Genomic DNA, 23,056 nt, shown 5'->3' on the forward strand with positions numbered 1-23,056 from the left:
GACGATGTCTGAGACGGTGTCTGAGACGGTGTCCGAGCCGCCCGGCACGGCTCTGCCGCGGGTGGACGGCGCGACGGTCGAGGTGGTGCGCAGCCATCTCGCCTCGGCCGCCGAGGAGATGCGGGCCACGCTCGTGCGTACCGCCTTCAACCCGGTCATCTACGAGGTCTTCGACTTCGGCATCTCCGTCTACGACTCCGGCCTGCGCCTGGTCGCCGAGTCGACGGGGCTGAGCCGCTTCCTCGGCGCCAACGACTACTCCATCCGCAAGGGTGTGGAGTACGTGGGGCGGGAGAACCTGCGTCCGGGTGATGTGGTGCTGCTGAACTATCCGTACTGGAACGCGGCTCATGCCTATGACGCGACGTTGTTCTCGCCGGTGTTCCTGGCCTCCGAGTTGGTGGGTTTCCTGTGTGTGCGGGCTCACTGGATGGATCTGGGGGCCAAGGATCCGGGGTATGTGCTGGATTCCACGGACATGCATCAGGAGGGGATGATCTTTCCCGGGACGAAGGTGTTCTCGGGGGGTGAGCCGAACCGGGAGATCATCGAGTTGATCCGGTTCAACTCGCGGATGCCGGATCTGGTGATCGGTGATCTGAACGCGCAGGTCGCCGCGTTGCGCACCGGAGAGCGCCGGCTCCAGGAGCTGTACGCCCGCTACGGCACGGCGGTCGTCGAGTCCGTCGTCGAGACCGTGGTCGAGGCGGCCGCCCAGTCCGCGGCCGAGGCCGTCGCCCGCCTCCCGCAGGGGTCGTGGACCGCGGTCGACTGGCTGGACGACGACGGCATCACCGAGGACCCGATCCGGATGCGGGTCACCGTCACCGTCGCCGACGGCACCTTCACCGTCGACTTCGACGGATCGTCCGGCGCGACCGCCGGGCCGGTCAACCTCCCGTTCGGCGCGACCATCGCGACCTGCCGGGTCGCGTTCAAGGCGATCACCACCCCGGGGGAGCAGACCAACGCCGGGCACTTCGCCCCCCTGCGGGTGCGGGCCGAGCCTGGAACGCTCTTCCACGCCGTCTACCCGGCGGCGACCTTCACCCAGTGGACGGGGACCGTCGCCCTGGAACTGATCTACAAGGCGCTGGCGCAGGGCATGCCGGACAGGCTGCCCGCCTCCTCCGGAGGGGACGTGCCGGGGTTCATGATGGTCGGGGTCCACCCGGAGACCGGGCAGATGTTCGCGGTCAGCAACAACGACCCGGTCGGCTGGGGCGCCACCCCCTCCCACGACGGCATGAACGCCGCCAACCACCTGTGCCAGACCCAGGCCCGCAACACCCCCGTCGAGGTCCTGGAGGCCAAGACCGGGATGTTCTTCGAGCGCGTCGAGATGCGCGAGGATTCCGGTGGTGCCGGGCGGTTCCGCGGTGGGGTGGGGTTGCGAAGGGACATCCGGTTCGTGACCCCGGGGGAGTTCCTGTCGGTCATCAAGAAGACGCGGTCGCGGCCGTGGGCGCTGGAGGGCGGGCTGGAGCCCGAGCCCAACCAGGTGGTGATCTTCCCCGACACCGAGCGCGAGCATCGGGTCAGTACCAGGCGGACCAGGGTGCGGGTCGGTGACCGGATCAGGTTGCTGACCGCGGGGGGCGGCGGGCACGGGGATCCGTGCGAGCGCGACCCGGAACTGGTCCGCCGCGACGTCGCCGAGGGCTATGTCTCTCCCGACGCCGCCCGCAGGATCTACGGGATCGAGGCCGTCCGATGAACGACGTGGTCATTGTCAACTGCACGGTAACCGACGCCCGCGCCGGCGCCTCGAAGAGCGCCGAGGGGCGGATCGCGGACGCGGCGGTGTGGATCCGGGACGACCGGATCGCGGCCGTGGGTCCCCGCGAGCAGGTCCTGGAACGGGTGGGGGAGGCCCAGCGGCTCGATCTCGACGGCGCGTACCTCACCCCCGGCCTGGTCAACATGCACACCCACCTGTCCCTGTCGCTGCCCGGCCAGGGCGGCGACAACGTCAAGAACATGACGGCGCACGAACTCGTCCTCTACATGGCCGACGGTGCCCGTCGTACCCTGCGGTGCGGGGTCACCACGGTGCGGTGCGTGGCCGAGAAGGACCACGCCGACTTCGCGCTGCGCCGGGCCATCGAGTCGGGCAGGGCGACCGGGCCGCGCATCTTCACGGCGGGCCAGGCCCTGGTCTGCACCGGCGGCCACGGCCACGAGGCGAACGACACCATGGAGTGCGACGGAGTCGACGGGTTCCGGCGCGGGGTGCGCACCCAGGTCAAGGCGGGTGCCGACCTCATCAAGATCATGATCTCCGGCGGTATCGCCGGAGAGCACGAGAGCATCGACACCCCTCAGCTGTTCTCCGACGAGATGGCGGCGGCGCTGCAGACCGCGCACGCCTGGGGCCGGAAGGTCACCGCGCACGCGGGGCCGGCGGCGGTCATCGCCGAGGCCGTCGAGCTGGGCCTCGACTGCGTGGAGCACGGCTACCAGCTCACCCCCGAGGTCGCGAAGAGAATGGCCGAGCGCGGCACCGCCCTGGTGCCGACGCTGCTCGTCACCCGCTGCAAGGAGTTCTTCGACGAACTCGGGGTGCCGGAGTGGATGCAGTGCCGCTCGCTCGGCGCGGGCCCCCGGCATCTGGAGAGCTACGCCATGGCCCTCGACGCCGGGGTGGACGTCCTGCTGGGCAGCGACATGCCGCCGTTCTGGGACTTCGAGGGGACCAACGCCTCGGTACGCGAGCTGGAGTGCATGTCCGAGGGAGGTCTCGGCCCGGCGGGAGCGCTTTACGCGGGCACGCTCGGCCCGGTGCGCTGGCTCGGCGCCGACGCCGACCTCGGCACCGTCGAGGTCGGCAAGTACGCGGACCTCATCGCCATGGACGCGGACCCGCTCACGGACACCTCGGCCTTCCGGGGGGTCCGCTGGGTGATGAAGGGCGGCCGGGTCGTCCGCGACGACCGGTCGGGATGGGAGAAGCAGTGAACGCGATTTTCCCGGGGTCTGAAGACCGGGACATCTGGGTGAGGTACTGGTGAACGGCCCTATGAACGGTTCTGTGAACGACACGGAGACCGCCGCGATCGCGGCGGGCATCGACGACATGTACGACGCCTTCCTCGCGGCGGACCGTCGCCGGTTCGACAGCCACCTGCACGCCGAGGTGACCACCTGGGAGACGCACCTGCCGGGACCGCTGCGCACCCGGTCGGAACTCGACGCCTACCGCGACGAGAGGGACGGCTCGGGTGCCCGTCCCACACTCGACAGGCTGGCCGCCGAGAACAAGCGGATCGACGTGTGGGGCGACGCCGGGGTGGCGCGCTACGTGCTCGTCGCCGAGGCGCCGGGCGAACCCGCGCAGTACAGCCGGGTGACCGACGTGCTGCGCAGGACCGGCGACGACTGGCTCATCGTGCACCACCACTCCGAGCTGGTCGTGCCGTGAGCCGAGGAAGGGACCGACATGGACGACGGTGACGTGACTCCTCCGCTCCCCGAAGGGAGCGGCTCCTCGGTCGAGGCGGGCGACGGCCAGGCCCCGACCGCTTCGAACACGGAGATGGAGCTGTACGACCTGCGGGTCGTGGTCGACCGGATCGAGGGCAGATCCGTCTGCGGCATGGAGGTGGGCGACTGTTTCACGCTGGAGCAGAGCGCGCACCTGCGGCTCCCGGAAGGCAGGCACTTCTGCGTCTACGCGCTCGCCTCGGTCCTGCCGTTCCTCGCGGCCAAGCAGCGCGACCTCGCCCAGGGCGACTGGCTGGCGCAGGACTCCCACTTCAGCTGCCCCGACCCGGAGGAGCGGCTGGTGATGCGGGTCGAGCGGACCCGCCGCCGCCGGATGAACTCCGCCGACCTGACCTGAGGTGATCCCCGATGACCACTGTCGAGATCGGTCTCGGCCTGCAGAGCGACAAGCGGGCCGGCGACTACGCGCGGCTCGCGCGCCGCGCCGAGGAGCACGGCTTCGACGTGCTGAGCGTGTTCGGCGACCTGATGTACCAGCCGCCGATCTTCCCGCTGCTGGAGATGGCCGCCGCCACCGAGAGGGTGCGGCTCGGCGCGGCCTGCCTCAACCCCTACTCGGCGGCGCCGTACGAGGTCGCCGGGCAGCTCGCCGCCCTTGACCTGGCCTCGCACGGCCGCGCCTACCTGGGCCTGGCGCGTGGCACCTGGCTCGGTGCCGTGGGCATCGCCCAGCCCCGGCCGCTGACCGCGCTGGCGGAGGCCGTCGAGGTGGTCTACCGGCTGCTGGCCGGCGACGCCGGAGGGTACGAGGGGGAGATGTTCCGTCTGGCGCCTGGCACCCGGCTGCGTTATCCCGTACACCGCGCCCGGCCACCGCTGCTGCTCGGCGCCTGGGGGCCGAAGGGCGCGGCGCTGGCCGGGCGGATCGCCGACGAGATCAAGGTGGGCGGCAGCGCGAACCCGGCGATGGTCGGGGTGATCCGTGAGCGGGTCGCGGCCGGGGCGGCGGCGGCCGGACGCGACCCGGGCGAGGTGGGCGTCGTCCTGGGCGCGGTGACGGTCGTGGACGTCGACGGCGCCGCGGCCAGAGCCAGGGCGCGCAGCGAGGTCGCCATGTACCTCGCGGTGGTCGCCGACCTCGACCCGACCGTGGAGATCCCGGCCGACCTGCTCGGCCGGGTCAAGGAACTGGTCGACGACGGCAGGGACGAGGCCGCCGGACGGCTGATCCCCGACGACCTGCTCGACCTGTTCGCCTTCTCCGGTGACCCGGAGCAGGTCGCCGCGCAGGCACAGGCCCTCATCGACGCGGGCGCGCACCGGGTGGAGTTCGGCACGCCGCACGGCCTCACCGACGACCGTGGCGTGGAGTTGCTGGGCACCGAGGTGCTGCCGTTGCTGAACCGCGCGCCGAGGAGGGCGGCGGTGTCCATGGGTGACGCTCCGTCATCCTGAAACCGGATTCCCGCAGAACCTTTCGTCCGCAAAGCGCGCTGCCCGAATCGTCTCGCACTCTCAATTTCACTTGAGTTCAGCATGAGTGAACATTGGCGGGGAAGAAGGAGACGATGTGATGAGCGAGCGTGCCGGAGGTCCGGCGATCAGGACGTCGGCGTGATGGCCGCGCGGGCCGAGGACCTCCGCGATCCGAGCGCGGCCGGCTCGGCGGGATCCGGCCGGGGCGGTGCCGAGGGCTCCGGCGGTTCCGCCGGGCTCGGCGCGCCGCGCGCTCCCGGCGTGTTCGGCGAGGACGGCGAGTTCGGTGAGCGGGCGGCGCTGGCGGCCGACGCCGAGGACTCGGTCTGCCGTCGCGAGGAGTTCCTGCTGCCGCCCGCCCCCGCCTCCTGCGGATATTCCGAGGTCGCCTACTTCGCGGGCAACTCGCTCGGCCTGCAGCCCCGCGCCGTCCGCGCCGCGCTCTCCGCCGAGCTGGACGACTGGGCGCTGCACGCGGTCGAGGGGCACCACCGGGCGGCACACCCCTGGCTGCCCTACCACGCCGAGCTGCGCGAGGACGCCGCCGCGCTGGTGGGCGCGGCCCCCGAGGAGACCGTGGTGATGAACTCCCTCACGGTCAACCTGCACCTGATGATGGCCACCTTCTACCGCCCGGCGGGCGAGCGCACCCGCATCGTCATCGAGGACCACGCCTTCTCCTCGGACAGCTACGCGGTGCGCAGCCAGGCGGTCCACCACGGCCTCGACCCCGACGAGACGGTGGTCCGGCTGCGCCCCCGCCCCGGCGAGGACTGCCTGCGCACCGAGGACATCGTGGACTACCTGGCCCGCGAGGGGCACCGGGTGGCGCTCGTGCTCCTCGGCGGGGTCAACTACCTGACCGGAGAGTTCCTCGACATCCCCGCCGTCACCGCCGCCGGGCACGCGGCCGGGTGCGTCGTCGGCTGGGACCTCGCGCACGCCGCAGGGAACGTGCCGCTGGCGCTGCACGACTGGGACGTGGACTTCGCGGCCTGGTGCTCGTACAAGTACCTCAACGCCGGCCCCGGCGCCGTCGCGGGCTGCTTCGTGCACCGGCGCCACGTGACCGACCCCGAGCTGCCCCGGCTGGCCGGGTGGTGGAGCACCGAGCAGGCGACCCGCTTCGAGATGCGGCCCGAGCTCGTCCCGGTGCCCACCGCCGACGCCTGGCAGATCTCCAACCCGCCGATCCTGGCCATGGCACCGGTCAGGGTCTCGCTGCGGATGTTCGCCGAGACCGGGATGGCGGCGCTGCGGGAGCGGAGCCTGGCGCTCACCGGCTACCTGGAGCGGCTGCTCGCCGAGGTCGCCCGCGACCGCCCGCTGGAGATCGTCACGCCCGCCGACCCGGCCAGGCGCGGAGCACAGCTCTCCCTGCGGGTGATCGGGGGCGCTGACGCTGCGGACGCCGCTGCCGTCGCCGCCCGGTTGCACGAGACGCACGGCGTCCTCGCCGACGTGCGGCGGCCGGACGTCATCCGGCTGGCCCCCGTGCCGATGTACTCCACGTTCCACGACTGCTGGCGGGCGGCCGCCGCGCTCGCCGAGGAGGTGAACCCGGTATGAGCTCCCGTGGTGAGGTCGCCGTGGTCGGCGCCGGGCTGGTCGGCTGCCTGACGGCCTGCTACCTGGCCCGCCGGGGCTACCGGGTCACCCTGTACGAGCGCAGGTCCGACCCGCGCCAGGCGACGCCGGAGCGCGGGCGCTCGATCAACCTGGCGCTCTCCGAGCGGGGGATCGACGCGCTGCGCGGGATCGGGCTGGACGAGGCGGTGCTGAAGGCCGCGCTGCCGATGCCGGGCCGGATGGTGCACGCCCCGGACGGCACGCTCAGCTTCCAGCCGTACAGCGCCGGAGGGCAGCGGGCGATCAACTCCATCAGCCGCTCCGAGCTCAACCGCACGCTGCTGGAGGCGGCCCTGGCCATGCCCGGGGTCCGCGCCCTCTTCGAGCACCGGCTGACCGGGCTCGACGTCGACTCGGGGCGGATGGACTTCGACACGCCCGCCGGGCCCGTCACCCACAGCGCCCCGGTCGTGCTCGGCGCCGACGGCGCCTACAGCGCGGTACGCGGACGGCTGCAACTGCTGCCCGGCTTCGACTTCAGCCAGGACTACCTGGACTACGGCTACAAGGAACTGACGATCCCGGCACGCGACGGCGGGTTCGCCCTCGATCCCGGCGCGCTGCACATCTGGCCGCGCGGCAAGGCGATGATGATCGCGCTGCCCAACCCGGACAGGTCCTTCACCTGCACGCTGTTCTGGCCCAAGTCGGGGCCCGGCAGCTTCGAGGAACTGGACACCGCGGAGCGGTTCGAGGAGTTCTTCGCCGCCAACTACGCCGACGCCCGCGCGCTCATGCCCGACCTCGCCGGGGACTACGCGCACAACCCGATCGGGCACCTGGTCACCGTGCGGGCACACCCCTGGCAGGTGCGCGGCACCGGTGCCGTGGTCGGCCTGCTCGGCGACGCCGCCCATGCCATCGTCCCCTTCTACGGCCAGGGCGCCAACTGCGGCTTCGAGGACTGCGTGGAACTCGACCGCTGCCTGCAGGAGACCGGCGACGACTTCCCCGAGGCCCTCGCCCGGTACGGCGCCCGCCGCAAGGAGCACGCCGACACCATCGCCGAACTCGCGCTCGCGAACTTCGTCGAGATGCGCGACAAGGTCGCCTCCCGGACGTTCCTGCTGGGCAAGCGCGTCGAGCACGGCCTGGAGCGGTTGCTGCCAGGCCGCTACACCTCGCGCTACGAGCTCGTCTCGTTCAGCACCGTGCCGTACGCCGAGATCCAGCCGCGCATCTCCCGCCAGCGCCGGGCGGTCGCCGCCGGAGCGCTCGGCGCGCTGGCCGTGGCCGGGCTGGCAGTGTCGGCGATCCGCGCCCTGCGCCGGCACTGACCGCGGCTCCGCCGCCGCGGGTCCGCCCTCGCGAGGGTCCGCACCCGCGAGGCGAGAGCGCGAGCGGTGGAGAAGGTCAGAACAGCCGAGGGGTCACCACGGACACGACGGTGGTGACCCGGTCGGTGTCGTTGAACATGCTGTGCGGGACCGTCGACCTCAGGTGGACGCTGTCGCCCGGGTGCAACCGGTGCTCGACGCCGTCGACCTCGTACAGCAGCTCGCCCTCCAGCACGAAGGCGAACTCCTCACCGGCGTGCCCGTAGGAGTTCTCCCGCCTGCCGCCGGGCGCGATGTGCACCAGCAGCGGTTCGAGCACCAGGTTCGGCCCCCTGGCGGAGAGCATGCGGTAGGTCTGCTGGCCCGAGATGTACTCGGTGGCGGCCGTCGCGGAGCGGGTGAGCGTGAAGTGGCTCGGCAGCGGGGAGGCCGATGGCTGCCTCTCCTCGGTCTCTCCCTCCGGCGGGGTGTCGTTGAAGAACTCCGCCACGCTCCGGTCGAGCGCCGTGGCCACACTGTTGAGCGCGGTCAGGCCGATGGAGGAGATGCCCCGCTCGACCTGGGAGAGGAACCCGATGGAGAGCCCGGAGTGGGTGGCGAGACCGCGCAACGTCAGGCCGCGCTCCTTGCGGAACTGCCGCATCCGGGCTCCGACGGCGCCTTGGCGGTCCGGCTCCTCACCGCCATGACGCTCCGATGTGCCCACCCGCGGCTCCCTCCGTCAAGCGGCATGGCCGCCTGTTCGCTCTAGCTAAACATATTTCATAACAAGAGTCGTCCTTCGTCAAAAGGGAGTGGGAAATGGCAGACGGTGATGGGCAGGGCGGTGCGGTTTCAGTGGCTCCGCTTGAGCATCGCGTCCGCGAGCGCGTCGGCGGCCTCGCCGAGCCGACGGCCCACCGCGTCGAGCCGTGACAGCAGCTCGCGCCTGCGCAGGGTGTCCATGTTCAGCGGTTCGGCGAACAGTTCGGCGAGCCGGGCCTGGTAGAGCTGGCGGACCCGGCTGCACGCCTTGCGCGTGTCCAGCACGGCCATGGTGACCGAGCCCGGGGCGTCGATCATCTTCAGCACGGCGCCCTCCAGTTCGTCGAGGCCGTCGATCACCGCCTGCAGGGGCTCGACCGCGAACCGCAGGTCCTCCGGGCCGAACAGGTCGAGCTCGCGCACATAGTCGCGGAGCTGGTCCAGCACGTCGTCGATCGAGCGCGAGATCCGGAACAGGTCCTCCCGGTCGATGGGGGTCGCCAGCACCCGCCGCAGTATCCGCACCAGCTCGGCCCGCGCCTCGTCCCCCTCGTGCTCCACCTCCGCCATCCGGGCGCGCGCGGCGGATCGCTCGATCTCGCCGGCCGCGGTCGAGCGGGCCAGTTCGGCTCCCGCCCGCGCGACGGCGACCTGGCCCCTCACCAGTCCGACGATCCGCCGCCCCGACCGGCCGCGCAGGTCGTCCCAGGCGCGCGCGAACCTCCGGGTGCGACCGTCCTTGCCGCTCACATCAGTCTCAGCGCGAGACCGCCGAGGCAGCCCAGCGCCATTGACGACGGCAGCGTGACCAGCCATGCCGTACCCACGTTCACGACGCCCTGCCATCGCACTCTCCTCATTCCCTCACTTGCCGCCGAGCCGACCACCCCTGCGGTGATCGACTGAGTCATGCTCACCGGGCTTCCCAGAGCCGAGCTGCCGAGGACGGCGCCGGTGGCCGCCGCCTCCGCGGAGACGATGTGCAGCGGGCGGGTGATGACCAGCCCGCGGCCCAGCCGCCCTCCGACACGGATCAGGCTGGTCAGCGCACCGGCGAGGAAGAGCGCCACCAGGGCGGCCATCCACGCCGGCGGGACCTCGATGGGACCGACCCCGCCGAGCCCGCCGCGGCCCACGCCGACCGCCACGCTCACCACCGCGATCATCTTCTGTCCGTCGTTCAGCGCGTACGCCGCGCACTGGGCCGTGTAGGCCAGCAGGTGGGTGCCGGACACCAGCCGCGACATGCGGCGGTAGGAGGGCACCCGGCGCGAGACGGCCCCCAGCAGGTAGCCCAGGACCAGCCCGGCCATGGGCGCGCAGGCCCCGATCGCCAGGACGGCGCCCAGGTCGGTCCAGGAGACCGGTAGTCCGGCACCGAGCCCCGCGCCGCCGATGCCTCCGATCACCGCGAGCGTCAGGCTGGTCGGCAGTCCTCTGCCGGTCAGCACCGCGACCACCGCCACCGCGACCACCACCCCCACCAGGAACGCCGCCGCGCCGCCGCTCGTGCCGAGCCCGGCCAGCCGCTCGGTGAAGGTGCGCGCGACGGTCACCCCCAGCAGGTAGGGGACGGCGAAGAGCACGACCACGAGGATCGCGGCGGCGGCCCATCCGGGGAAGCGGGGGAACCTGAGCCCGAGGCCGATGAGGGTGGCGCCGTCGTTGGCGCCGCTGACCAGCACGAAGAGGATCGCCACGGCGGCGAACGCCAGAGTCCATCCCATCAGAGGCGGTGCCGCCGGTCGTGCTCGGCGCCTTCTGGACACTCGCGTACCGGGTGGCCCGCCGTCATGTGCCTTCCCCGCCCCGGCCGGTGCCGGTCGCGCGGACGGTGGTTCCCGGCGGCACGCCGGGGTCGTGGAGGGGGCGGCCGATCGGCTCCTCGACAGGAGTGGAGCAGGCGCCTTTGTGACCAAGGTCCGGCAGAACCGCACGCATGATGAACTCCTCACCCCGGGAAGCTTCAGTTTCAGGTTAACAGAAGGTAAACAAACAGGGGCATGTGCCGCTGATCGGAAGACCTGTCGTAGCGGTTCACCAGGGGAAACCGGAAGGTGGGCGGCAGCGCGCGGGAAGGGCGGCGGGTTGTTACGATCGGTCGGTGCCTGACCGGGGGAGGCGGGGAGTGGGCGAGCGCCCGTACGTGCTGCTGAGCTGCGCGATGTCCGTCGACGGCTACATCGACGACCGTACGCCGCAGCGGCTGCTGCTCTCCAACGACGAGGACTTCGACCGGGTCGACGAGGTCCGCGCCGGCTGTGACGCGATCCTGGTCGGGGCGGGCACCGTCCGCCGCGACGACCCCCGGCTCCTGGTCAGGTCGCCGGAGCGCGGGCGGGAGCGGGTCGCGCGCGGCCTGCCGCCGTCCCCGGCGAAGGTGACGCTGACCGCCACCGGGGACCTCGACCCGGCCGCCGCCTTCTTCACCGCCGGCGACCCGGAGAAGATCGTGTACGCCGCGTCGCCCGCCGTGGCGAAACTCACCGTCCGTCTCGCGGGGGCCGCGGAGGTGGTCGACGCGGGAGAGCCGATCGATCTCGACCGGGTCCTCGCCGACCTGTACGGGCGGGGAGTGCGCCGTCTGATGGTCGAGGGCGGCACCTCCGTCCACACCCGTTTCCTGCGCCAGGACCTGGTGGACGAGCTCCATCTCGTCGTCGCCCCGTTCTTCGTCGGGGACCCCGCCGCCCCGCGTTTCGTCCTGGAGGGGGACTTTCCCCGGGACCGCCACCGCAGAATGGACCTGGCGGAGGTCCGCAGGATGGGCGACGTCACCCTGCTGCGGTACCTGCTGGCCTGACACGCACCGTCTACCGGGAGGTCCGGATGAACGACCACGACTGGCTGGGGCTGGCATGCGACCTGGCGAGGCTGTGCCCGCCCTCCGAGACGGCCTTCTCCGTCGGCGCCGTGGTCGTCTCCGCGGACGGTGAGGAGATCTCCCGCGGCTACTCGCGGGAGGGCGACCCCCACGTCCACGCGGAGGAGTCGGCGCTCGGCAAGATCTCCCCGGACGATCCCAGGCTGGCCGGGGCCACGGTCTACAGCAGCCTGGAGCCGTGCAGCGCGCGCAGTTCGCGCCCCAGGACCTGCACCCGTCTGATCCTGGACAGCGGCGTCCGGAGAGTGGTGCTGGCGTGGCGGGAGCCGCTGCTCTTCGTCGACTGCCACGGGGCCGAGGAGCTCGCGGAGGCGGGGGCGACCGTGGTGGAGATCCCCGAGTTGGCCGGGCTCGCCCGCCGGCCCAACGCGCACCTCCTGCCCGACATCCCCGGCTGACCGGTTTCCCCCGCTTTCCGCGCTTCGCGAACCAACGGGCCGTCGGACTCGTCTCAGGAAGCACGCCCTCCCGCAAGGCGGGCGTTCCGCAGACCGCCGACACATCGGCCGCGCCCGGCCCGGGACCATCGTGCCTGGCGTGGTCGCCCGTACAAAGGACGACCCCATCGATGAGCGACTCCCTCCGTCCTCCCTCCGGGGCCCCCGCGGACGCCCCCCTGCACGCCGCCGACCTGTTCGACCCGAGCGAGCTGGACGCCGCGATCGCGGCCGGTCACGTCCGTGGGCAAAGCCACCCGGACGAGCCGCTGCGGATCCTCAACTACACCGAGAAGGCCCAGGTGGAGCGAGCCTGGAACGCGGCGACCCTCGCCTGCCGCGGGCTGATCGTCGACGACGAGGGCCGGATCGTCGCACGGCCGTTCCGCAAGTTCTTCAACTACGGCGACCCGCTGGCCGGGGAACTGGACCTGTCGGCTGAGGCCGTGGTGGTCGACAAGCTGGACGGATCGCTCGGTGTCCTCTACCCGACCTCGTCCGGTCCCGCCGTCGCGACCAGGGGCTCCTTCACCAGCGACCAGGCCGTACACGCCACGAACCTGCTCCGCGACCGCTACGGCGACTTCGTCCCGCAGCAGGGGCTGACGGTCCTGTTCGAGATCGTCTACCCGGGCAACCGGGGTGTCTGCCACTACGGCGACACCGACGACCTGTTCCTCATCGGGGCTGTGGAGACGGCCACCGGCAGGGTCCTGGCACCCGGCGAGATCCAGGGCTGGCCCGGGCCGTCGGCCCGGGTGTTCCCCGTCGCGGCCCTGTCGGACGCGCTCGCCATGCCGCCCAGGCCGGGTGCGGAGGGGGTGGTGGTACGGCTGGTCGGGACCGGCCGGATGCTGAAGGTCAAGCAGGCCGACTATCTGAGGCTGCACCGTATCCTCGCCGGTCTCAACGCCCGCGTCGTGTGGGAGGAGCTTGACGCGGGTAAGAGCGTGGCCGACATCTGCGAGCGGCTGCCGGACGAGTTCCACGGCTGGGTCCGCGACCTCGCCGGACGGCTCGGCGGCCGTGCCGACGAGATCGTCAAGGAGGCCGAGTCGGCCCACGAGCGGATCGTCGCCATGCTGCCGGAGGGCTGGGGGCGCGGCGAGTACGCCGCCGCCGCGGCCCGCTCACCGATGAGGAAACTGCTGTTCCTGCTCCTGGACGGCAAGGACCCGCGTCCGGCGGTGTGGAGGTCGCTTCGGCCCTCGGGTGACGACCGCCCCATCCAGCTCGGCGAGGACACGGCCTGACGTTTTCCGGCTCTCGCCTACGCGAACCTCTCCGAGCGGCTGATCCCCCGGCGCGGCCCGCCGCGCCGGGGGTCCGTGCTTCCCGGGTGAACCCCGCAGATCCGCGAGGCCGGAGTCCGCCGATCGGCCATGGGTCTCCCGCCGGAGCTTCGGGGCTTTTGAGCCGCTGCCCTTTCGGAGGGGCGGATAAACCATCGGGCGGCCACTCAGCGCGATGTTCTTTAGTCATAAATCCCCTTAACTGAATTTATGTCCGGTTCTTCTGTCTGAAGGGCATCACTGTTGGTAGTCAGTAGATGTCGGACGGGAGGCCAAATTCAATGAGATTTATCGGCATAAAGGGGATTTTGGGCGATCTAGTGGTACCCCTCGCCGTCGACGCCCCCCGCGGCGCTCCCGAGCGACCCGGACCCGCCTCGGTGGACCCACCGGTGTCCCGGCGATGACCGGCACCGTGACCGGCACCGTTCTCGTCGCCCGTCTGGACAACGCGGGCGAGGTCCTGCTGGCGGGGCCCGCGATCCGTGCGGTGGCCGCGGGCGCGCGGCAGGTCGTGCTGCTCACCGGGCCGCGAGGCCGGCCCGCGGGCGAGCTGCTGCCGGGGGTGTCGCGGGTGGTGGAGTGGCGTGCGCCGTGGATCGACCCCACCGCGCCGCCGGTGACCGGCCCGCACGCGCTGAGACTGCTGCGGATCATCCGGGACACGGCCCCCGAGCAGGCACTGATCCTCACCTCGTGCCACCAGTCCCCGTTGCCGCTGGCCCTGGTGCTCAGGCTGGCGGGCACGCCGAGGGTCGCCGCCGTCTCCGCCGACGACCCGGGCTCGCTGCTCGACGTGCGGCACCTCGTCGACGAGGACGTGGACGTGCCGGAGAGCGAGCGCATGCTCGGGCTGGCCAGGGCGGCCGGATTCGAGCTCCCGCGCGGAGATTCGGGGGGACTCGCCGTACGGCACCCGTTGCCCGAGGTTCGCCACCTCACCGGGCCGCCGGGGTACGTGGTCGTGCATCCCGGCACCTCGGTCCCCGCCAGGGCATGGCCCGCGGAGAGGTGGGCGCGCGCGGTTCGGGACCTCGTCCGCTCGGGCCGCAGGGTCGTCGTGACCGGTGGCCAGGACGAGCACGGGCTCACCGCGCGGATCGCCGCGGGTGCCGGGCAGCACGGTCTGTCGCCGGGACCCGTCTTCGCGGGCGGCTGGACGGGCGGCTGGACGGGCGGCGGGCCCGCCCGGCTGCGCGGCTGGAGGGTGGACGAGCCCGCCTTCACCGCCGGCTGGGTCGACGGGACGTGTGCCGCGACGGGCGGCCGGAACTGGAACGGCCCCTCGGCCGCGCACGGCGGGCAGCGGGGAAGGTCCGTCGTCGACCTGGGCGGCAGGACCACCTTTCCCGAACTCGCCGCGGTGCTCGCCGGGGCGTGCGCCGTGGTCGTCGCGGACGCGGGGCCCGCCCACCTCGCGGCGGCGGTCGGCACGCCGGTCGTCAGCCTGTTCGCCCCGCTGGCCCCCGCGGGCCGCTGGGCGCCGTACGGCGTGCCGGTGGTGATCCTCGGTGACCAGCGGACCCCCTGCCGGGTGACCCGGGAGGGCGCCTGCGCCGTCACCGGTCATCCCTGCCTGTCGTCGGTGCCGAGCGCGCGGGTCGTCGAGGCGGTCGACCAGCTGACCCCCGTCAAGGAGACGATCAGATGAGCACCGCTCCGGCCCGGGAGAGTCTCCGCGAGACCGGTGCCGCCGGGCCCGAGGCGGACCGCCCGGTCATGGTGGTACTGCGCGGGCTGGGACTCGGTGACCTGCTCACCTCGGTCCCCGCCCTGCGCGCCCTGCGCCGCTCCCACCCCGGCCACCGGATCGTGCTGGCCGCGCCTTCCGCGCTGGCGCCCCTGGTGCCGCTGATCGGCGCGGTGGACGAGGTGTGCGACGTGTCGGGGCCCGGCCGTGTACCGCCGCTCGGCCGGCGCGTCGACATCGCGGTCAACCTGCACGGCGCCGGCCCGCGCGGCATCGCCGCGCTCCACCGCACCGCCCCGGCCCGGCTGCTGACCCACTCCCACCCCGCCTTCCCCGGCGCGCGCGGACCGGTCTGGCGGGACGGCGTGCACGAGGTGCGGCGCTGGTGCGACCTGCTCGCCTGGTACGACATCGCGGCGGACCCCGCCGACCTGGGGCTCCGGCGCCCCGCTCTCCGCGAGGAGGAGCCGCGGCCCGTCGTCGTCCACCCCGGGGCCGGGTACCCGGCCAGGCGCTGGCCGCCGGAGCGGTTCGCGCTGGTGGCCGCGGACCTGCGGAGGAACGGGTACGAGGTGGTGGTCACCGGGAGCGTGGGAGAGCGGGACCTCGCCGAGCGGGTGGCCATGCTCGCCGGGCTGCCGCCCTCGTGCGTGCTCGCCGGGCGCACCGGGCTGCGCGAGCTGGCCGCGCTGGTGGCCAGGGCCAGGCTGGTGGTCTGCGGGGACACCGGGGTGACCCATCTGGCGGCCGCGTTCGCCACGCCCTCGGTGGCGCTGTTCGGCCCCGTCGCACCCGCCGTGTGGGGCCCTCCGGAGACGGGACCGCATGTCGTCCTGTGGGCGGGCGGCCACGGCGACCCCTACGCCTACCGGCCCGATCCGGGTCTGCTGGAGATCGGTGTCCGGGACGTCCTCGGCGCCGCGGCGCGGCTGCTGGAGGTGGTGCCCCGGGTACGGCGCGGGTCAGGCCTGGCCGTGGGCGTCGGCCCGGACCAGGCGCAGGAAGGCCTTGAGCCCGGTGATGACCTCGTGGTTGTCGGTGAGACCGTCCACGGTGTCCTCGAAACGCCGGGCGAGCCCGGTGATCCGGCGCTCCAGGGCCTCGTCGCCGTCGCGCAGGTCGGCGCCGAGCGTTCCGACGTCCTCCCGGAGCCGCTCGGCCGACTCGGTCAGCGCGGTCACCTCGGCGGCCAGGCCGTCCACCCTGGCGGCGAGCGAGACGATGTCCTCGCGGGGGTGGCGGGCCTCGCTCATCAGCGTGGTGACCCGATCGCGCAGGTGGGACAGGTAGGCCCCGGCCGGACGGAAGCAGGTGCTCAGCAGGTAGAAGCCGGCGAAGTAGTAGCCCACCGAGGCACCGGATAGGTAGGTGATGACGGCCAGGATCACCGCGGAGAGGAGGTGACCGCCGATGGCGAACCGGCGCATCCGCCCGGCGATCTCCAGCGCCTCGGCCTCGTGCCCCTCCGGCACCTGGATGCCGCGCTCCCTGGACACGTGGATCTCGTGGACCACCTGGCGTGCCCCGAAGTAGAGGTTCCACGGCAGGGTGAGGAGCACGATCAGCCAGATCAGGCTGATCGCGCCGAGCCCGAGCGACAGGAACGTGGAGAGCGGGACGTCGGCGTACACGAGCAGCCACGCCGCGACCACCGTGCTGACGAGCGCGACCAGGAAAATCCACCATTTCATGAGCTGAGAATTTCGAAGATCGCCAAGCCGGGGGAGAGCGTACGCACTCAGCGGCGGCTGAGCACTCCTACTCAGGTTCGCGCCCGCCGTATCTCCAGACGACCTCCCCGTCCACCCGCTCGCCGGTCGGTACCAGTCCCGCCCCACGGGCCACGGCCGACGAGGCGGCATGGTCGGGATGGATGGTGGCGACGACGGCCGCGCCGCGTGCCCTGAGCCAGTCGACGAGGGCGACCGCGGCCTCCCCGGCGATGCCCCGGCCCTGCCAGCGGGTTCCCACCACCCAGGCCACGGCCGCGTGGTCGCGGGTCACCGTCGCCTGGACGTGGCCGACCAGCCGATCCGGGCCGTCGAGGTGGATCACCCAGTTGAGCCACGACTCCTCCCGGCCCGGTGGCGGTCCGGCGACCAGGCGGGCGTAGCGGTCGCGGAGTCGTCCGGGGGTCTCCGGAGAGCCGCCGATGAAGGTGTGCAGGGCCGGATCGCCGAGCACCTCGGCCATCTCGGCCGCGTGGCGCACCGCCAGCGGTTCGAGCGTGAGCCGGGCGGTCCTGATGGTTTCTGCGTCCATGGCCGGACGAGTGTCCCACGGCCGCCGATCGGTCCGGGCTCGCCGGGGCGCGGGCCTCCCCGGCGGAACCGCGGCGCCGGAGCCGCACGCGGTCAGGCCGGGCTGACGGAACGGTCGACGCTGCCGGGGGCCAGGACGTGCTCGATGACCATGACGGCGGCGCCGATCACGCCCGCGCGGTCGCCCAGCTCGCTGCCGGTGATCGTCAGATGCTGGGTGGCCAGCGGCAGCGACCTGCTGTAGATCACCTCGCGAAGGCCGGCGAGCACCTGCTCCCCGGCCTCGGAGATGTCGCCGCCGACCACGATCACCGAGGGGTTGAAGAAGTTGACGATCGAGGCGAGCACGTCGCCGACCTCGCGGCCCGCCTGCCGGATGAGCTGGACGGCCTGGGTGTTGCCGCCGCGCACCAGACGGACCACGTCGCGGCTGTCCTCGGCCGTCACCCCGGCCGCGCAGAGTTTGGCCGAGATGGCGGCGCCGCTGGCGACGGCCTCCAGGCAGCCGACGTTGCCGCAGCGGCAGACGGTATCGAGGGCCGAGGCCACCTGGATGTGGCCGATGTCGCCCGCCGCGCCCTGGGCGCCCCGGTGCAGGCGGCGGTCGCTGATGATGCCGCAGCCGATGCCGGTACCGATCTTGACGAAGATGAGGTGGTCGGCCTCGGGGCGGGCGGCCCAGTGCTCGCCCAGCGCCATGATGTTCACGTCGTTGTCGACGAGGACGGGCGCGCCGAGGCGCGAGCCGAGCCACTCCGGGACGGGGAAACCGTCCCAGCCCGGCATTATCGGCGGGTTGACCGGGCGTCCCGAGCTGTGCTCGACCGGGCCGGGGAGACCGACGCCGATGCCGCAGATCTCCTCGGGGCGGTGGCCGGTCTCGGCGAGCATCTCCTCGAAGGTGTGCTGTAGCCAGCCGAGCGTCTCCTCGGGGCCGCGGTCTATCGGCACCTCGGCCGCGCGCTCCGCCAGGACCGCGGTGCCGAGGTCGGTGACCGCCACCCGGGCGTGGGTGGCGCCGAGGTCGGCGGCGAGGACGACGCGGGCGGTGCGGTTGAACGTGAAGGCGACGGCGGGCCGGCCTCCCGAGGAGATGGCCTCCTCGGTCGGGACGATCCACTGCCGGCTCAGCAGTGCGTCGAGGCGCTGGGCCAGGGTGGACCTGGCCAACCCGGTCAACTGGATCAGCTCGGCCCGCGTCCTGGCCCGACCGTCGCGCATGATGTTCAGAAGCGCCCCCGCGCCGGCGATCGAGCCGTTCGCTTCGCTAAGCATGCGCACAGTCAACACTCCTTGTTTCCGCCACGTCAAAGCGACTTACGCCCTCCACCTGCTCCATTATGCCTATTGGTGATTTTCTTTTGCTTAGTCATCGACATAAGGGAGCCCGCGTGCCCGCGGGAGGTCAGGGCCGGGCGTCCCCGCCCGTCGCGCCGGGGGTCCGGCCGAGGCGCCTGAAGAAGGCGGCCACCGCGTAGGGGTCGACGGGGTCGGTGAGCAGCTCCAGCATCTCCTGCCTTCGCTCCGGGGCGACCTTGAACGGGTGGCCGAACACGTGCGGGCCCTCCCCGTCGCCCAGCAGCCGGGTCAGCATCAGGTCTCCCGGCAGCGCCTGCCCGGAGAGCAGCTCGTCGGCCAGCGTCACCCGCCCCCCGTCCCCGTCTCCGCCCTCGGCGGCGGCCACGGTGATCTCGTGCCCGGAGACGTCGAGGACCTCCCACAGGCGCAGCGGCGTCCGCCGCCACGACTCCAGCAGTGCCACCTCGTCGTCGCGCAGCCACTCGGCGCGCGCGTCCAGGAACTCGCCGACCACGTCGTTCTCGAACAGGGCCAGGTCCGCCAGGGCGGGCTCGGCCACCCGGACGCTCAGCGCGATCAGGTCCTCGATCAGCCGCCTGCGGGCCGGGCGGTAGGCGTACGCGAGCAGCTGCCGGTACAGGTGCGCGGCGCGCTCGGGCAGCGGGGCGCCGGGGTCGGTGCGGCACGCGGCGTACTCGGCCGCGTCGTGCACGGCCGGAGCCAGGCCGGGGGCCAGGGAGAGCACCTCGGAGATCAGCCCGGACGCCTCGAACGAGCGGCCCTCGCCCTCGGCGGACCTGGCGATCAGCAGCAGCGCGGCCGGTTCGGTGCGGGGCAGTGCCTCGACCAGTGCCGGGCCGAGCGGCTCGCGCTCCACCTCGTCGGCGATCCTCGCCAGCACCGTGTCGGAGCGGGACAGGTAGGTGACGGCCTTGGAGAGGTCGGCGCCCTCGCCGTAGGTGCGCAGCGCGCTGCGCACCAGGGCCAGCCTGATGATGTCCAGCGGCGCCAGGTCGGCGACCGACGCCGTGTCCCACGGCGCCCCCACGATGCCCACCCTGCCGCCGCGCACCTCCAGCGAGGCGTTGCGCAGCAGCGGGGCCAGCGGCGGCAGCGGGTCGGCGAACGTCTCCGGGGCCTTCATCAGCAGCTCCAGGACCACCACGTCGACCGGTACGCCCGGGCTGGGCTCCAGCCCCTCCGCGAAGGCGCGCAGCGCGTCGAGGGCCTGCTCGCCGAACTCCTGGACGACCCGCATCACCCGTTCCGCCGGAACGTCGTCCAGCTCGACGGCCGACAGCTCCAGGACGCCGTCGCGCAGGCGCAGCGCGATCACCTGCTCGGGCTCCAGGCGGGCCAGCCAGCCCTCGGGGCCGGTCAGGGCGGGCTCCCCGGTGTCGAGGGAGGTCAGCACCCGGCCGCCCCCGGCCAGCGGCACCCCGTCGCCGTCGGCCAGCCGCGCCCACAGCCGCAGGTCGTCGGAGGCCGGCAGCACCCCGCTCGCCAGCTCGGCCCGGGTGACGAGGTGCGTCAGCACCGCGCCCTCGCTCAGCGTCAGAAGGTCGCTCATCATCCCATTGTTCTCGACGTCCGGGCATGGCGACGCCGCCCTCCCCGCCACGAGGTCGCGCATGCTCGTGGCGGGGAGGGCGTCCGGGACACCTTCCCGGGATCTGCTCGGGATGGGCGATCCCCGGGGCCCGTGTGCCCGGCGTGTTCCCCGCCGGACTCGATCGAGCCCGGCGGGGAAACCCCTTACGGCCTGGTCAGGCCGAGGGTGTAGGAGCCGGAGCCGCTGTAGGCGTGCACCCGTACGCGGTAGGTGCCCGCGGTGCCGCTGTAGGTGAAGGCCTCATCGGGGTTGGGGGAGGTCCCGCTGGCCACGGTCGTCCAGGTGGAGCCGCTCAGCTTCTGCAGGTAGGCGTCGTAGTCGGTGCCGTTGGGCCCGTCCAGGCAGACGCGGTGGACGCCAGCGGCGGCGCTGTAGCCGGCGGTGCCGGGCTGGTAGGCGTTGGCGTTGGAGGTCAGCGAGCCGGTGTAGGAGTTCTGGTAGCCGCTGCAGCCGGGGGGCGGGGTCCCGTTGGTCACCAGGGTGAGCCCGTACGCCGACAGGATCTCGTTGATCGGCTGGTGGTAGGTGGTGCCGCCGACGGTGCAGTTGCCCGAGCCGCCGGAGGTGACGCCCTGGGCCTGGCTGCCGGAGATGTAGGAGCCGCCGGAGTCGCCGGGTTCGGCGCACACGGTGGTGCGGGTCAGGCCGGTGATGGTGCCCTCGGGGTAGGTGACGCTCGTGTTGTGCTGGCTGATGGTGCCGCAGCGGTACTGGGTGGTGGAGCCGGAGCGGCAGATGGAGCTGCCCACGACCTGCTGGGTGGAGCCGGTCACCGGAAGGATGCCCGCGCTGTAGCCGTTCACCACCCCGGTCGGGGTCCAGTTGGAGTTGACCGCGACCCACGCGTAGTCGTTGCCGGGGAAGGACGAGCCCTGGAAGGTGCCCTGGGCGACCTGGTTGTAGCCCTGGGTGGCGGTGCCGGCCGTGCCGCAGTGGCCGGCGGTGGCGAAGCCGCCCTGGCCGCCGCGGGTGACCGAGAAGCCGACCGAGCAGCGTCCGCCCATGTAGAAGGCGTCGCCGCCGCGGACGTCGTAGAGCGGCCTGGGCTTCTCCTGCGAGGCCTCGACGCGGACGAGCGCCTTGTCCACGCCGCTGCCGTCCACGAACGCCTGCGCCTCGGCGACGTCACCGGCCAGCACGACGACGCTGTTGCTCCGCACGTCGACGTACCAGGACGGGACCGACCTCGGCGCGGAGGCCACGAGCCGGTCGAGCCGCTCCTTGGCCATGTCGAGCGTGGCCAGGGAGTTCTTGAAGAGCTTGACCTCCGCGCCCGACTTGGCGAGCGAGGCGATCTTGGTGGAGTCGTTGGTGGCGACCACGAGGTCGGAGGTGGGGCCGGTCACCCAGGCTCCGGCGAAGGAGGTGCCGAGCCGCCCGCGGAGGACGGGCTCGACCTTGGCGGCGGCGGCCTCGTTGACCAGCCGGGCCGCGGCCTGCTCGCCGGTACCGCCGAGGTCGCGCCGGATGGCGTCGACCAGACCCGGAGACGGCTTGGCGGTGGCCTCCACCAACGTTCGGGCCTCGGCGAGGGTGTAGGGGGCGGCGGCGGTCTCGCCAGGTCCCTGATGGGCGACGGCGGGGGTGGCCACCATGGCGATGGCGAGTGCGAAGCCCGCTGTCACGGCACTTCTGCGGAGCATGGGTTCTCTCCTCATGTGGGGGGTGCCGTAAAAGTAACGGTATGCACATGAGGCTCACCTCTACCGAATGTCCCCTACCGTCACGTTATGGAGAGGTGCCCAGCCCGGGGTTGTCGACCAGCCAGGCGGCGTACCGCCTGCTCCGCCCGACCGCGTCGGCGTGCGCGGCCTTCGCGTGTTCGAGGATCGCCGCGGCGGCTCTGGCGGTGGCCGCCTCCGGGTGCCAGCCGAACAGCTGCCGCCAGCGCAGCGGGGCTCCGGCCAGCGGCACCAGCTTCAGCCCCTCGGCGGGCTGGAAGGTCGCCTGGCAGAGCGCGGCGGCGCGGCCGACCTTGGCCAGGTGCATGCAGGTGGCCACGTCGGTCTCGTAGATGGTCTTGGGGGTGAAGCCGGCGCGGGCGCAGGCCGTGGCGAAGCAGTCGCCGAAGCAGCTGTCGCCGGGGGTGACGGTCCACTGCTCGTCGGCCAGCTCGGCCAGTTCCACCTCCTCTCTGTCGACCAGCGGATGGTCCTCGTTGAGCAGTACGAAGACCGGGTCGGTGCCCACGGTCGACCACACCACCGGCCCCTCCACCGGGGGCGGGCTCTCCCCGCAGGCGCCGATGAACGCGAAGTCGATCCGGCCCAGCATCACCATGGTGGTGAGCTCCTTGGCGGACCAGGAGGTGTGGGTGCTCACGGGGGTGGACGGCCAGGCGGTGGCCAGGCGGTCCATCAGGCCGCCGAGTATCGGGCCGTTGGTGGCGCCCAGCCGGTAGCTGGGGATGTCGGCGTTCGCGTTGGCGAATCGAAGCGCCTCCTCCTGGAGTTCCCGGGCCGCGGGCAGGAGCACCATCGCGCGTGACAGGACCAGCTCCCCCAGGGGCGTGGGCCGCGCGCCGTTGTGATCACGTTCGAAAAGAGCTCCCCCGAGAACCCGCTCTATTCGTTTGAGCTGTGCCGTCAGTGCGGGTTGGGCCAGTCCGAGGTGGGTGGCGGCCTTGGTGACGCTACCGGCCTGCGCCACCGCGCGCACGATCTTGAGGTGTCGGAGCTCGAGATCCATACCGGGAACGTAAGGCCGCTACGTTATGCCTGCAATGCAAACGTGTCATGAAATATGACTCAATTTTGTCGAATCGTTCCAAAAAGGGTTCTGGTCCGGAAATTGGGGCATCTTGGGGCGACCGTTGGCGCCTGCCGGGGGCCGAATCCAGAAGATTCCGATTCCCATGGTGGACAGTCGGCGCCGCTGTCCGGCATCCGAGATTTCCGCGATTCGGATTTCACCCGCGTTTCGGGCGCCGGGCACGCCGATATCCGGCGTCCGGGATTCCCGTACGGGCGAAAGAGGCGGCCGCGCCGACGTCCGCCGTCATGCTCGGCGAG

General features: G+C 72.3%; 23 protein-coding genes. 14 read left to right on the forward strand and 9 right to left on the reverse strand.

Annotated features, from left to right (window positions below; genetic code table 11):
• Positions 1-4: 4 nt before the first annotated feature.
• The 7 genes from AB0K21_RS30840 to AB0K21_RS30870 all read left to right on the forward strand — a co-directional run bounded on the left by AB0K21_RS30840 (position 5) and on the right by AB0K21_RS30870 (position 7,826).
• Positions 5-1,717 carry a hydantoinase B/oxoprolinase family protein gene (locus AB0K21_RS30840; protein ID WP_364155185.1) on the forward strand — a complete coding sequence of 571 codons (1,713 nt, stop codon included), beginning with the start codon at positions 5-7 and terminating at the stop codon, positions 1,715-1,717.
• Positions 1,714-2,958: an amidohydrolase family protein gene (locus tag AB0K21_RS30845; RefSeq protein WP_343964130.1), complete on the forward strand. Its 1,245-nt coding sequence runs from the start codon at positions 1,714-1,716 to the stop codon at positions 2,956-2,958. Before AB0K21_RS30840 ends, AB0K21_RS30845 begins: the two co-directional genes overlap by 4 nt.
• 73 nt (positions 2,959-3,031) lie before the next feature.
• Positions 3,032-3,421 (forward strand): DUF4440 domain-containing protein, encoded by a 390-nt coding sequence (locus AB0K21_RS30850; RefSeq protein ID WP_343964128.1) that lies wholly within the window; start codon positions 3,032-3,034, stop codon positions 3,419-3,421.
• A gap of 18 nt (positions 3,422-3,439) precedes the next feature.
• Positions 3,440-3,841, forward strand: a complete 402-nt coding sequence (locus tag AB0K21_RS30855) for a TIGR04076 family protein (RefSeq protein ID WP_343964126.1) — start codon at positions 3,440-3,442, stop codon at positions 3,839-3,841.
• Between the two features lie 11 nt (positions 3,842-3,852).
• Complete coding sequence (locus tag AB0K21_RS30860; RefSeq protein WP_343964124.1) at positions 3,853-4,899, forward strand: LLM class flavin-dependent oxidoreductase; 1,047 nt, start codon at positions 3,853-3,855, stop codon at positions 4,897-4,899.
• A gap of 162 nt (positions 4,900-5,061) precedes the next feature.
• Positions 5,062-6,489, forward strand: a complete 1,428-nt coding sequence (gene kynU, locus AB0K21_RS30865) for a kynureninase (protein ID WP_343964146.1) — start codon at positions 5,062-5,064, stop codon at positions 6,487-6,489.
• Positions 6,486-7,826 (forward strand): NAD(P)/FAD-dependent oxidoreductase, encoded by a 1,341-nt coding sequence (locus AB0K21_RS30870; RefSeq protein ID WP_343964122.1) that lies wholly within the window; start codon positions 6,486-6,488, stop codon positions 7,824-7,826. The genes kynU and AB0K21_RS30870 overlap by 4 nt, the downstream gene beginning before the upstream one ends.
• 76 nt (positions 7,827-7,902) lie before the next feature.
• Here the strand turns inward: AB0K21_RS30870 and AB0K21_RS30875 are convergent, their stop codons facing one another.
• From AB0K21_RS30875 to AB0K21_RS30890, 4 genes are all read right to left on the reverse strand, one after another.
• A complete protein-coding gene (locus AB0K21_RS30875; protein ID WP_343964120.1) occupies positions 7,903-8,532 on the reverse strand; it encodes a cupin domain-containing protein in 630 nt (209 codons plus the stop codon).
• A gap of 128 nt (positions 8,533-8,660) precedes the next feature.
• Positions 8,661-9,320 (reverse strand): DUF47 family protein, encoded by a 660-nt coding sequence (locus AB0K21_RS30880; protein ID WP_343964118.1) that lies wholly within the window; start codon positions 9,318-9,320, stop codon positions 8,661-8,663.
• Positions 9,317-10,297, reverse strand: a complete 981-nt coding sequence (locus AB0K21_RS30885; RefSeq protein ID WP_343964116.1) for an inorganic phosphate transporter — start codon at positions 10,295-10,297, stop codon at positions 9,317-9,319. Before AB0K21_RS30885 ends, AB0K21_RS30880 begins: the two co-directional genes overlap by 4 nt.
• Before the next feature lie 64 nt (positions 10,298-10,361).
• Positions 10,362-10,511, reverse strand: coding sequence for a hypothetical protein (locus tag AB0K21_RS30890; protein ID WP_343964114.1), 150 nt, complete (start codon positions 10,509-10,511; stop codon positions 10,362-10,364).
• Positions 10,512-10,674: 163 nt separating this feature from the next.
• On the opposite strand from AB0K21_RS30890, the gene AB0K21_RS30895 reads away from it, so the two are divergent.
• The 7 genes from AB0K21_RS30895 to AB0K21_RS30925 all read left to right on the forward strand — a co-directional run bounded on the left by AB0K21_RS30895 (position 10,675) and on the right by AB0K21_RS30925 (position 16,571).
• Positions 10,675-11,373 carry a dihydrofolate reductase family protein gene (locus tag AB0K21_RS30895; protein ID WP_343964112.1) on the forward strand — a complete coding sequence of 233 codons (699 nt, stop codon included), beginning with the start codon at positions 10,675-10,677 and terminating at the stop codon, positions 11,371-11,373.
• 26 nt (positions 11,374-11,399) lie between these two features.
• On the forward strand, positions 11,400-11,852 hold the full coding sequence (locus tag AB0K21_RS30900) for a dCMP deaminase (protein WP_343964110.1): 453 nt from the start codon (positions 11,400-11,402) through the stop codon (positions 11,850-11,852).
• Between the two features lie 170 nt (positions 11,853-12,022).
• Positions 12,023-13,144 carry an RNA ligase gene (locus AB0K21_RS30905; protein WP_343964108.1) on the forward strand — a complete coding sequence of 374 codons (1,122 nt, stop codon included), beginning with the start codon at positions 12,023-12,025 and terminating at the stop codon, positions 13,142-13,144.
• A gap of 442 nt (positions 13,145-13,586) precedes the next feature.
• The gene (locus tag AB0K21_RS30910) at positions 13,587-14,834 is read left to right on the forward strand and encodes a glycosyltransferase family 9 protein (protein WP_364155191.1); all 1,248 of its coding nucleotides are present in this window, start codon (positions 13,587-13,589) and stop codon (positions 14,832-14,834) included.
• Complete coding sequence (locus AB0K21_RS30915; protein ID WP_343964104.1) at positions 14,831-16,237, forward strand: glycosyltransferase family 9 protein; 1,407 nt, start codon at positions 14,831-14,833, stop codon at positions 16,235-16,237. The genes AB0K21_RS30910 and AB0K21_RS30915 overlap by 4 nt, the downstream gene beginning before the upstream one ends.
• 46 nt (positions 16,238-16,283) lie before the next feature.
• Positions 16,284-16,406, forward strand: a complete 123-nt coding sequence (locus AB0K21_RS30920; RefSeq protein WP_364155193.1) for a hypothetical protein — start codon at positions 16,284-16,286, stop codon at positions 16,404-16,406.
• A gap of 15 nt (positions 16,407-16,421) precedes the next feature.
• Positions 16,422-16,571: a hypothetical protein gene (locus tag AB0K21_RS30925; RefSeq protein WP_364155195.1), complete on the forward strand. Its 150-nt coding sequence runs from the start codon at positions 16,422-16,424 to the stop codon at positions 16,569-16,571.
• Between the two features lie 60 nt (positions 16,572-16,631).
• Here the strand turns inward: AB0K21_RS30925 and AB0K21_RS30930 are convergent, their stop codons facing one another.
• From AB0K21_RS30930 to AB0K21_RS30950, 5 genes are all read right to left on the reverse strand, one after another.
• Positions 16,632-17,135 (reverse strand): GNAT family N-acetyltransferase, encoded by a 504-nt coding sequence (locus AB0K21_RS30930; protein WP_343964102.1) that lies wholly within the window; start codon positions 17,133-17,135, stop codon positions 16,632-16,634.
• Between the two features lie 92 nt (positions 17,136-17,227).
• Positions 17,228-18,409 carry an ROK family protein gene (locus AB0K21_RS30935; protein WP_343964100.1) on the reverse strand — a complete coding sequence of 394 codons (1,182 nt, stop codon included), beginning with the start codon at positions 18,407-18,409 and terminating at the stop codon, positions 17,228-17,230.
• A 130-nt stretch (positions 18,410-18,539) separates the two neighbouring features.
• Positions 18,540-20,003 carry a hypothetical protein gene (locus AB0K21_RS30940; protein WP_364155198.1) on the reverse strand — a complete coding sequence of 488 codons (1,464 nt, stop codon included), beginning with the start codon at positions 20,001-20,003 and terminating at the stop codon, positions 18,540-18,542.
• Positions 20,004-20,188: 185 nt separating this feature from the next.
• Entirely contained in the window at positions 20,189-21,688 is a 1,500-nt protein-coding gene (locus tag AB0K21_RS30945; protein WP_364155200.1) for a S1 family peptidase, read from the reverse strand.
• A gap of 85 nt (positions 21,689-21,773) precedes the next feature.
• Positions 21,774-22,733 (reverse strand): LysR family transcriptional regulator, encoded by a 960-nt coding sequence (locus AB0K21_RS30950; RefSeq protein WP_343964094.1) that lies wholly within the window; start codon positions 22,731-22,733, stop codon positions 21,774-21,776.
• Between the last annotated feature and the right edge of the window lie 323 nt (positions 22,734-23,056).

Origin of the sequence: Streptosporangium sp. NPDC049248, from assembly GCF_040678965.1 — a bacterium.
In the GTDB taxonomy this organism is placed as follows: Bacteria; Actinomycetota; Actinomycetes; order Streptosporangiales; family Streptosporangiaceae; genus Streptosporangium; species Streptosporangium fukuiense.

What these genes read in the sequence shown, in the direction of transcription:
- AB0K21_RS30905 (WP_343964108.1), top strand. Translation starts at nt 12,023, where the DNA reads ATGAGCGACTCCCTCCGTCCTCCCTCCGGGGCCCCCGCGGACGCCCCC.
- AB0K21_RS30890 (WP_343964114.1), bottom strand. Translation starts at nt 10,511, where the DNA reads ATGCGTGCGGTTCTGCCGGACCTTGGTCACAAAGGCGCCTGCTCCACT.
- AB0K21_RS30945 (WP_364155200.1), bottom strand. Translation starts at nt 21,688, where the DNA reads ATGCTCCGCAGAAGTGCCGTGACAGCGGGCTTCGCACTCGCCATCGCC.
- AB0K21_RS30860 (WP_343964124.1), top strand. Translation starts at nt 3,853, where the DNA reads ATGACCACTGTCGAGATCGGTCTCGGCCTGCAGAGCGACAAGCGGGCC.
- AB0K21_RS30840 (WP_364155185.1), top strand. Translation starts at nt 5, where the DNA reads ATGTCTGAGACGGTGTCTGAGACGGTGTCCGAGCCGCCCGGCACGGCT.
- AB0K21_RS30900 (WP_343964110.1), top strand. Translation starts at nt 11,400, where the DNA reads ATGAACGACCACGACTGGCTGGGGCTGGCATGCGACCTGGCGAGGCTG.
- AB0K21_RS30885 (WP_343964116.1), bottom strand. Translation starts at nt 10,297, where the DNA reads ATGGGATGGACTCTGGCGTTCGCCGCCGTGGCGATCCTCTTCGTGCTG.
- AB0K21_RS30920 (WP_364155193.1), top strand. Translation starts at nt 16,284, where the DNA reads ATGGCGAACCGGCGCATCCGCCCGGCGATCTCCAGCGCCTCGGCCTCG.
- AB0K21_RS30940 (WP_364155198.1), bottom strand. Translation starts at nt 20,003, where the DNA reads ATGAGCGACCTTCTGACGCTGAGCGAGGGCGCGGTGCTGACGCACCTC.
- AB0K21_RS30935 (WP_343964100.1), bottom strand. Translation starts at nt 18,409, where the DNA reads ATGCTTAGCGAAGCGAACGGCTCGATCGCCGGCGCGGGGGCGCTTCTG.
- kynU (WP_343964146.1), top strand. Translation starts at nt 5,062, where the DNA reads ATGGCCGCGCGGGCCGAGGACCTCCGCGATCCGAGCGCGGCCGGCTCG.
- AB0K21_RS30930 (WP_343964102.1), bottom strand. Translation starts at nt 17,135, where the DNA reads ATGGACGCAGAAACCATCAGGACCGCCCGGCTCACGCTCGAACCGCTG.
- AB0K21_RS30855 (WP_343964126.1), top strand. Translation starts at nt 3,440, where the DNA reads ATGGACGACGGTGACGTGACTCCTCCGCTCCCCGAAGGGAGCGGCTCC.
- AB0K21_RS30950 (WP_343964094.1), bottom strand. Translation starts at nt 22,733, where the DNA reads ATGGATCTCGAGCTCCGACACCTCAAGATCGTGCGCGCGGTGGCGCAG.
- AB0K21_RS30870 (WP_343964122.1), top strand. Translation starts at nt 6,486, where the DNA reads ATGAGCTCCCGTGGTGAGGTCGCCGTGGTCGGCGCCGGGCTGGTCGGC.
- AB0K21_RS30910 (WP_364155191.1), top strand. Translation starts at nt 13,587, where the DNA reads ATGACCGGCACCGTGACCGGCACCGTTCTCGTCGCCCGTCTGGACAAC.
- AB0K21_RS30915 (WP_343964104.1), top strand. Translation starts at nt 14,831, where the DNA reads ATGAGCACCGCTCCGGCCCGGGAGAGTCTCCGCGAGACCGGTGCCGCC.
- AB0K21_RS30845 (WP_343964130.1), top strand. Translation starts at nt 1,714, where the DNA reads ATGAACGACGTGGTCATTGTCAACTGCACGGTAACCGACGCCCGCGCC.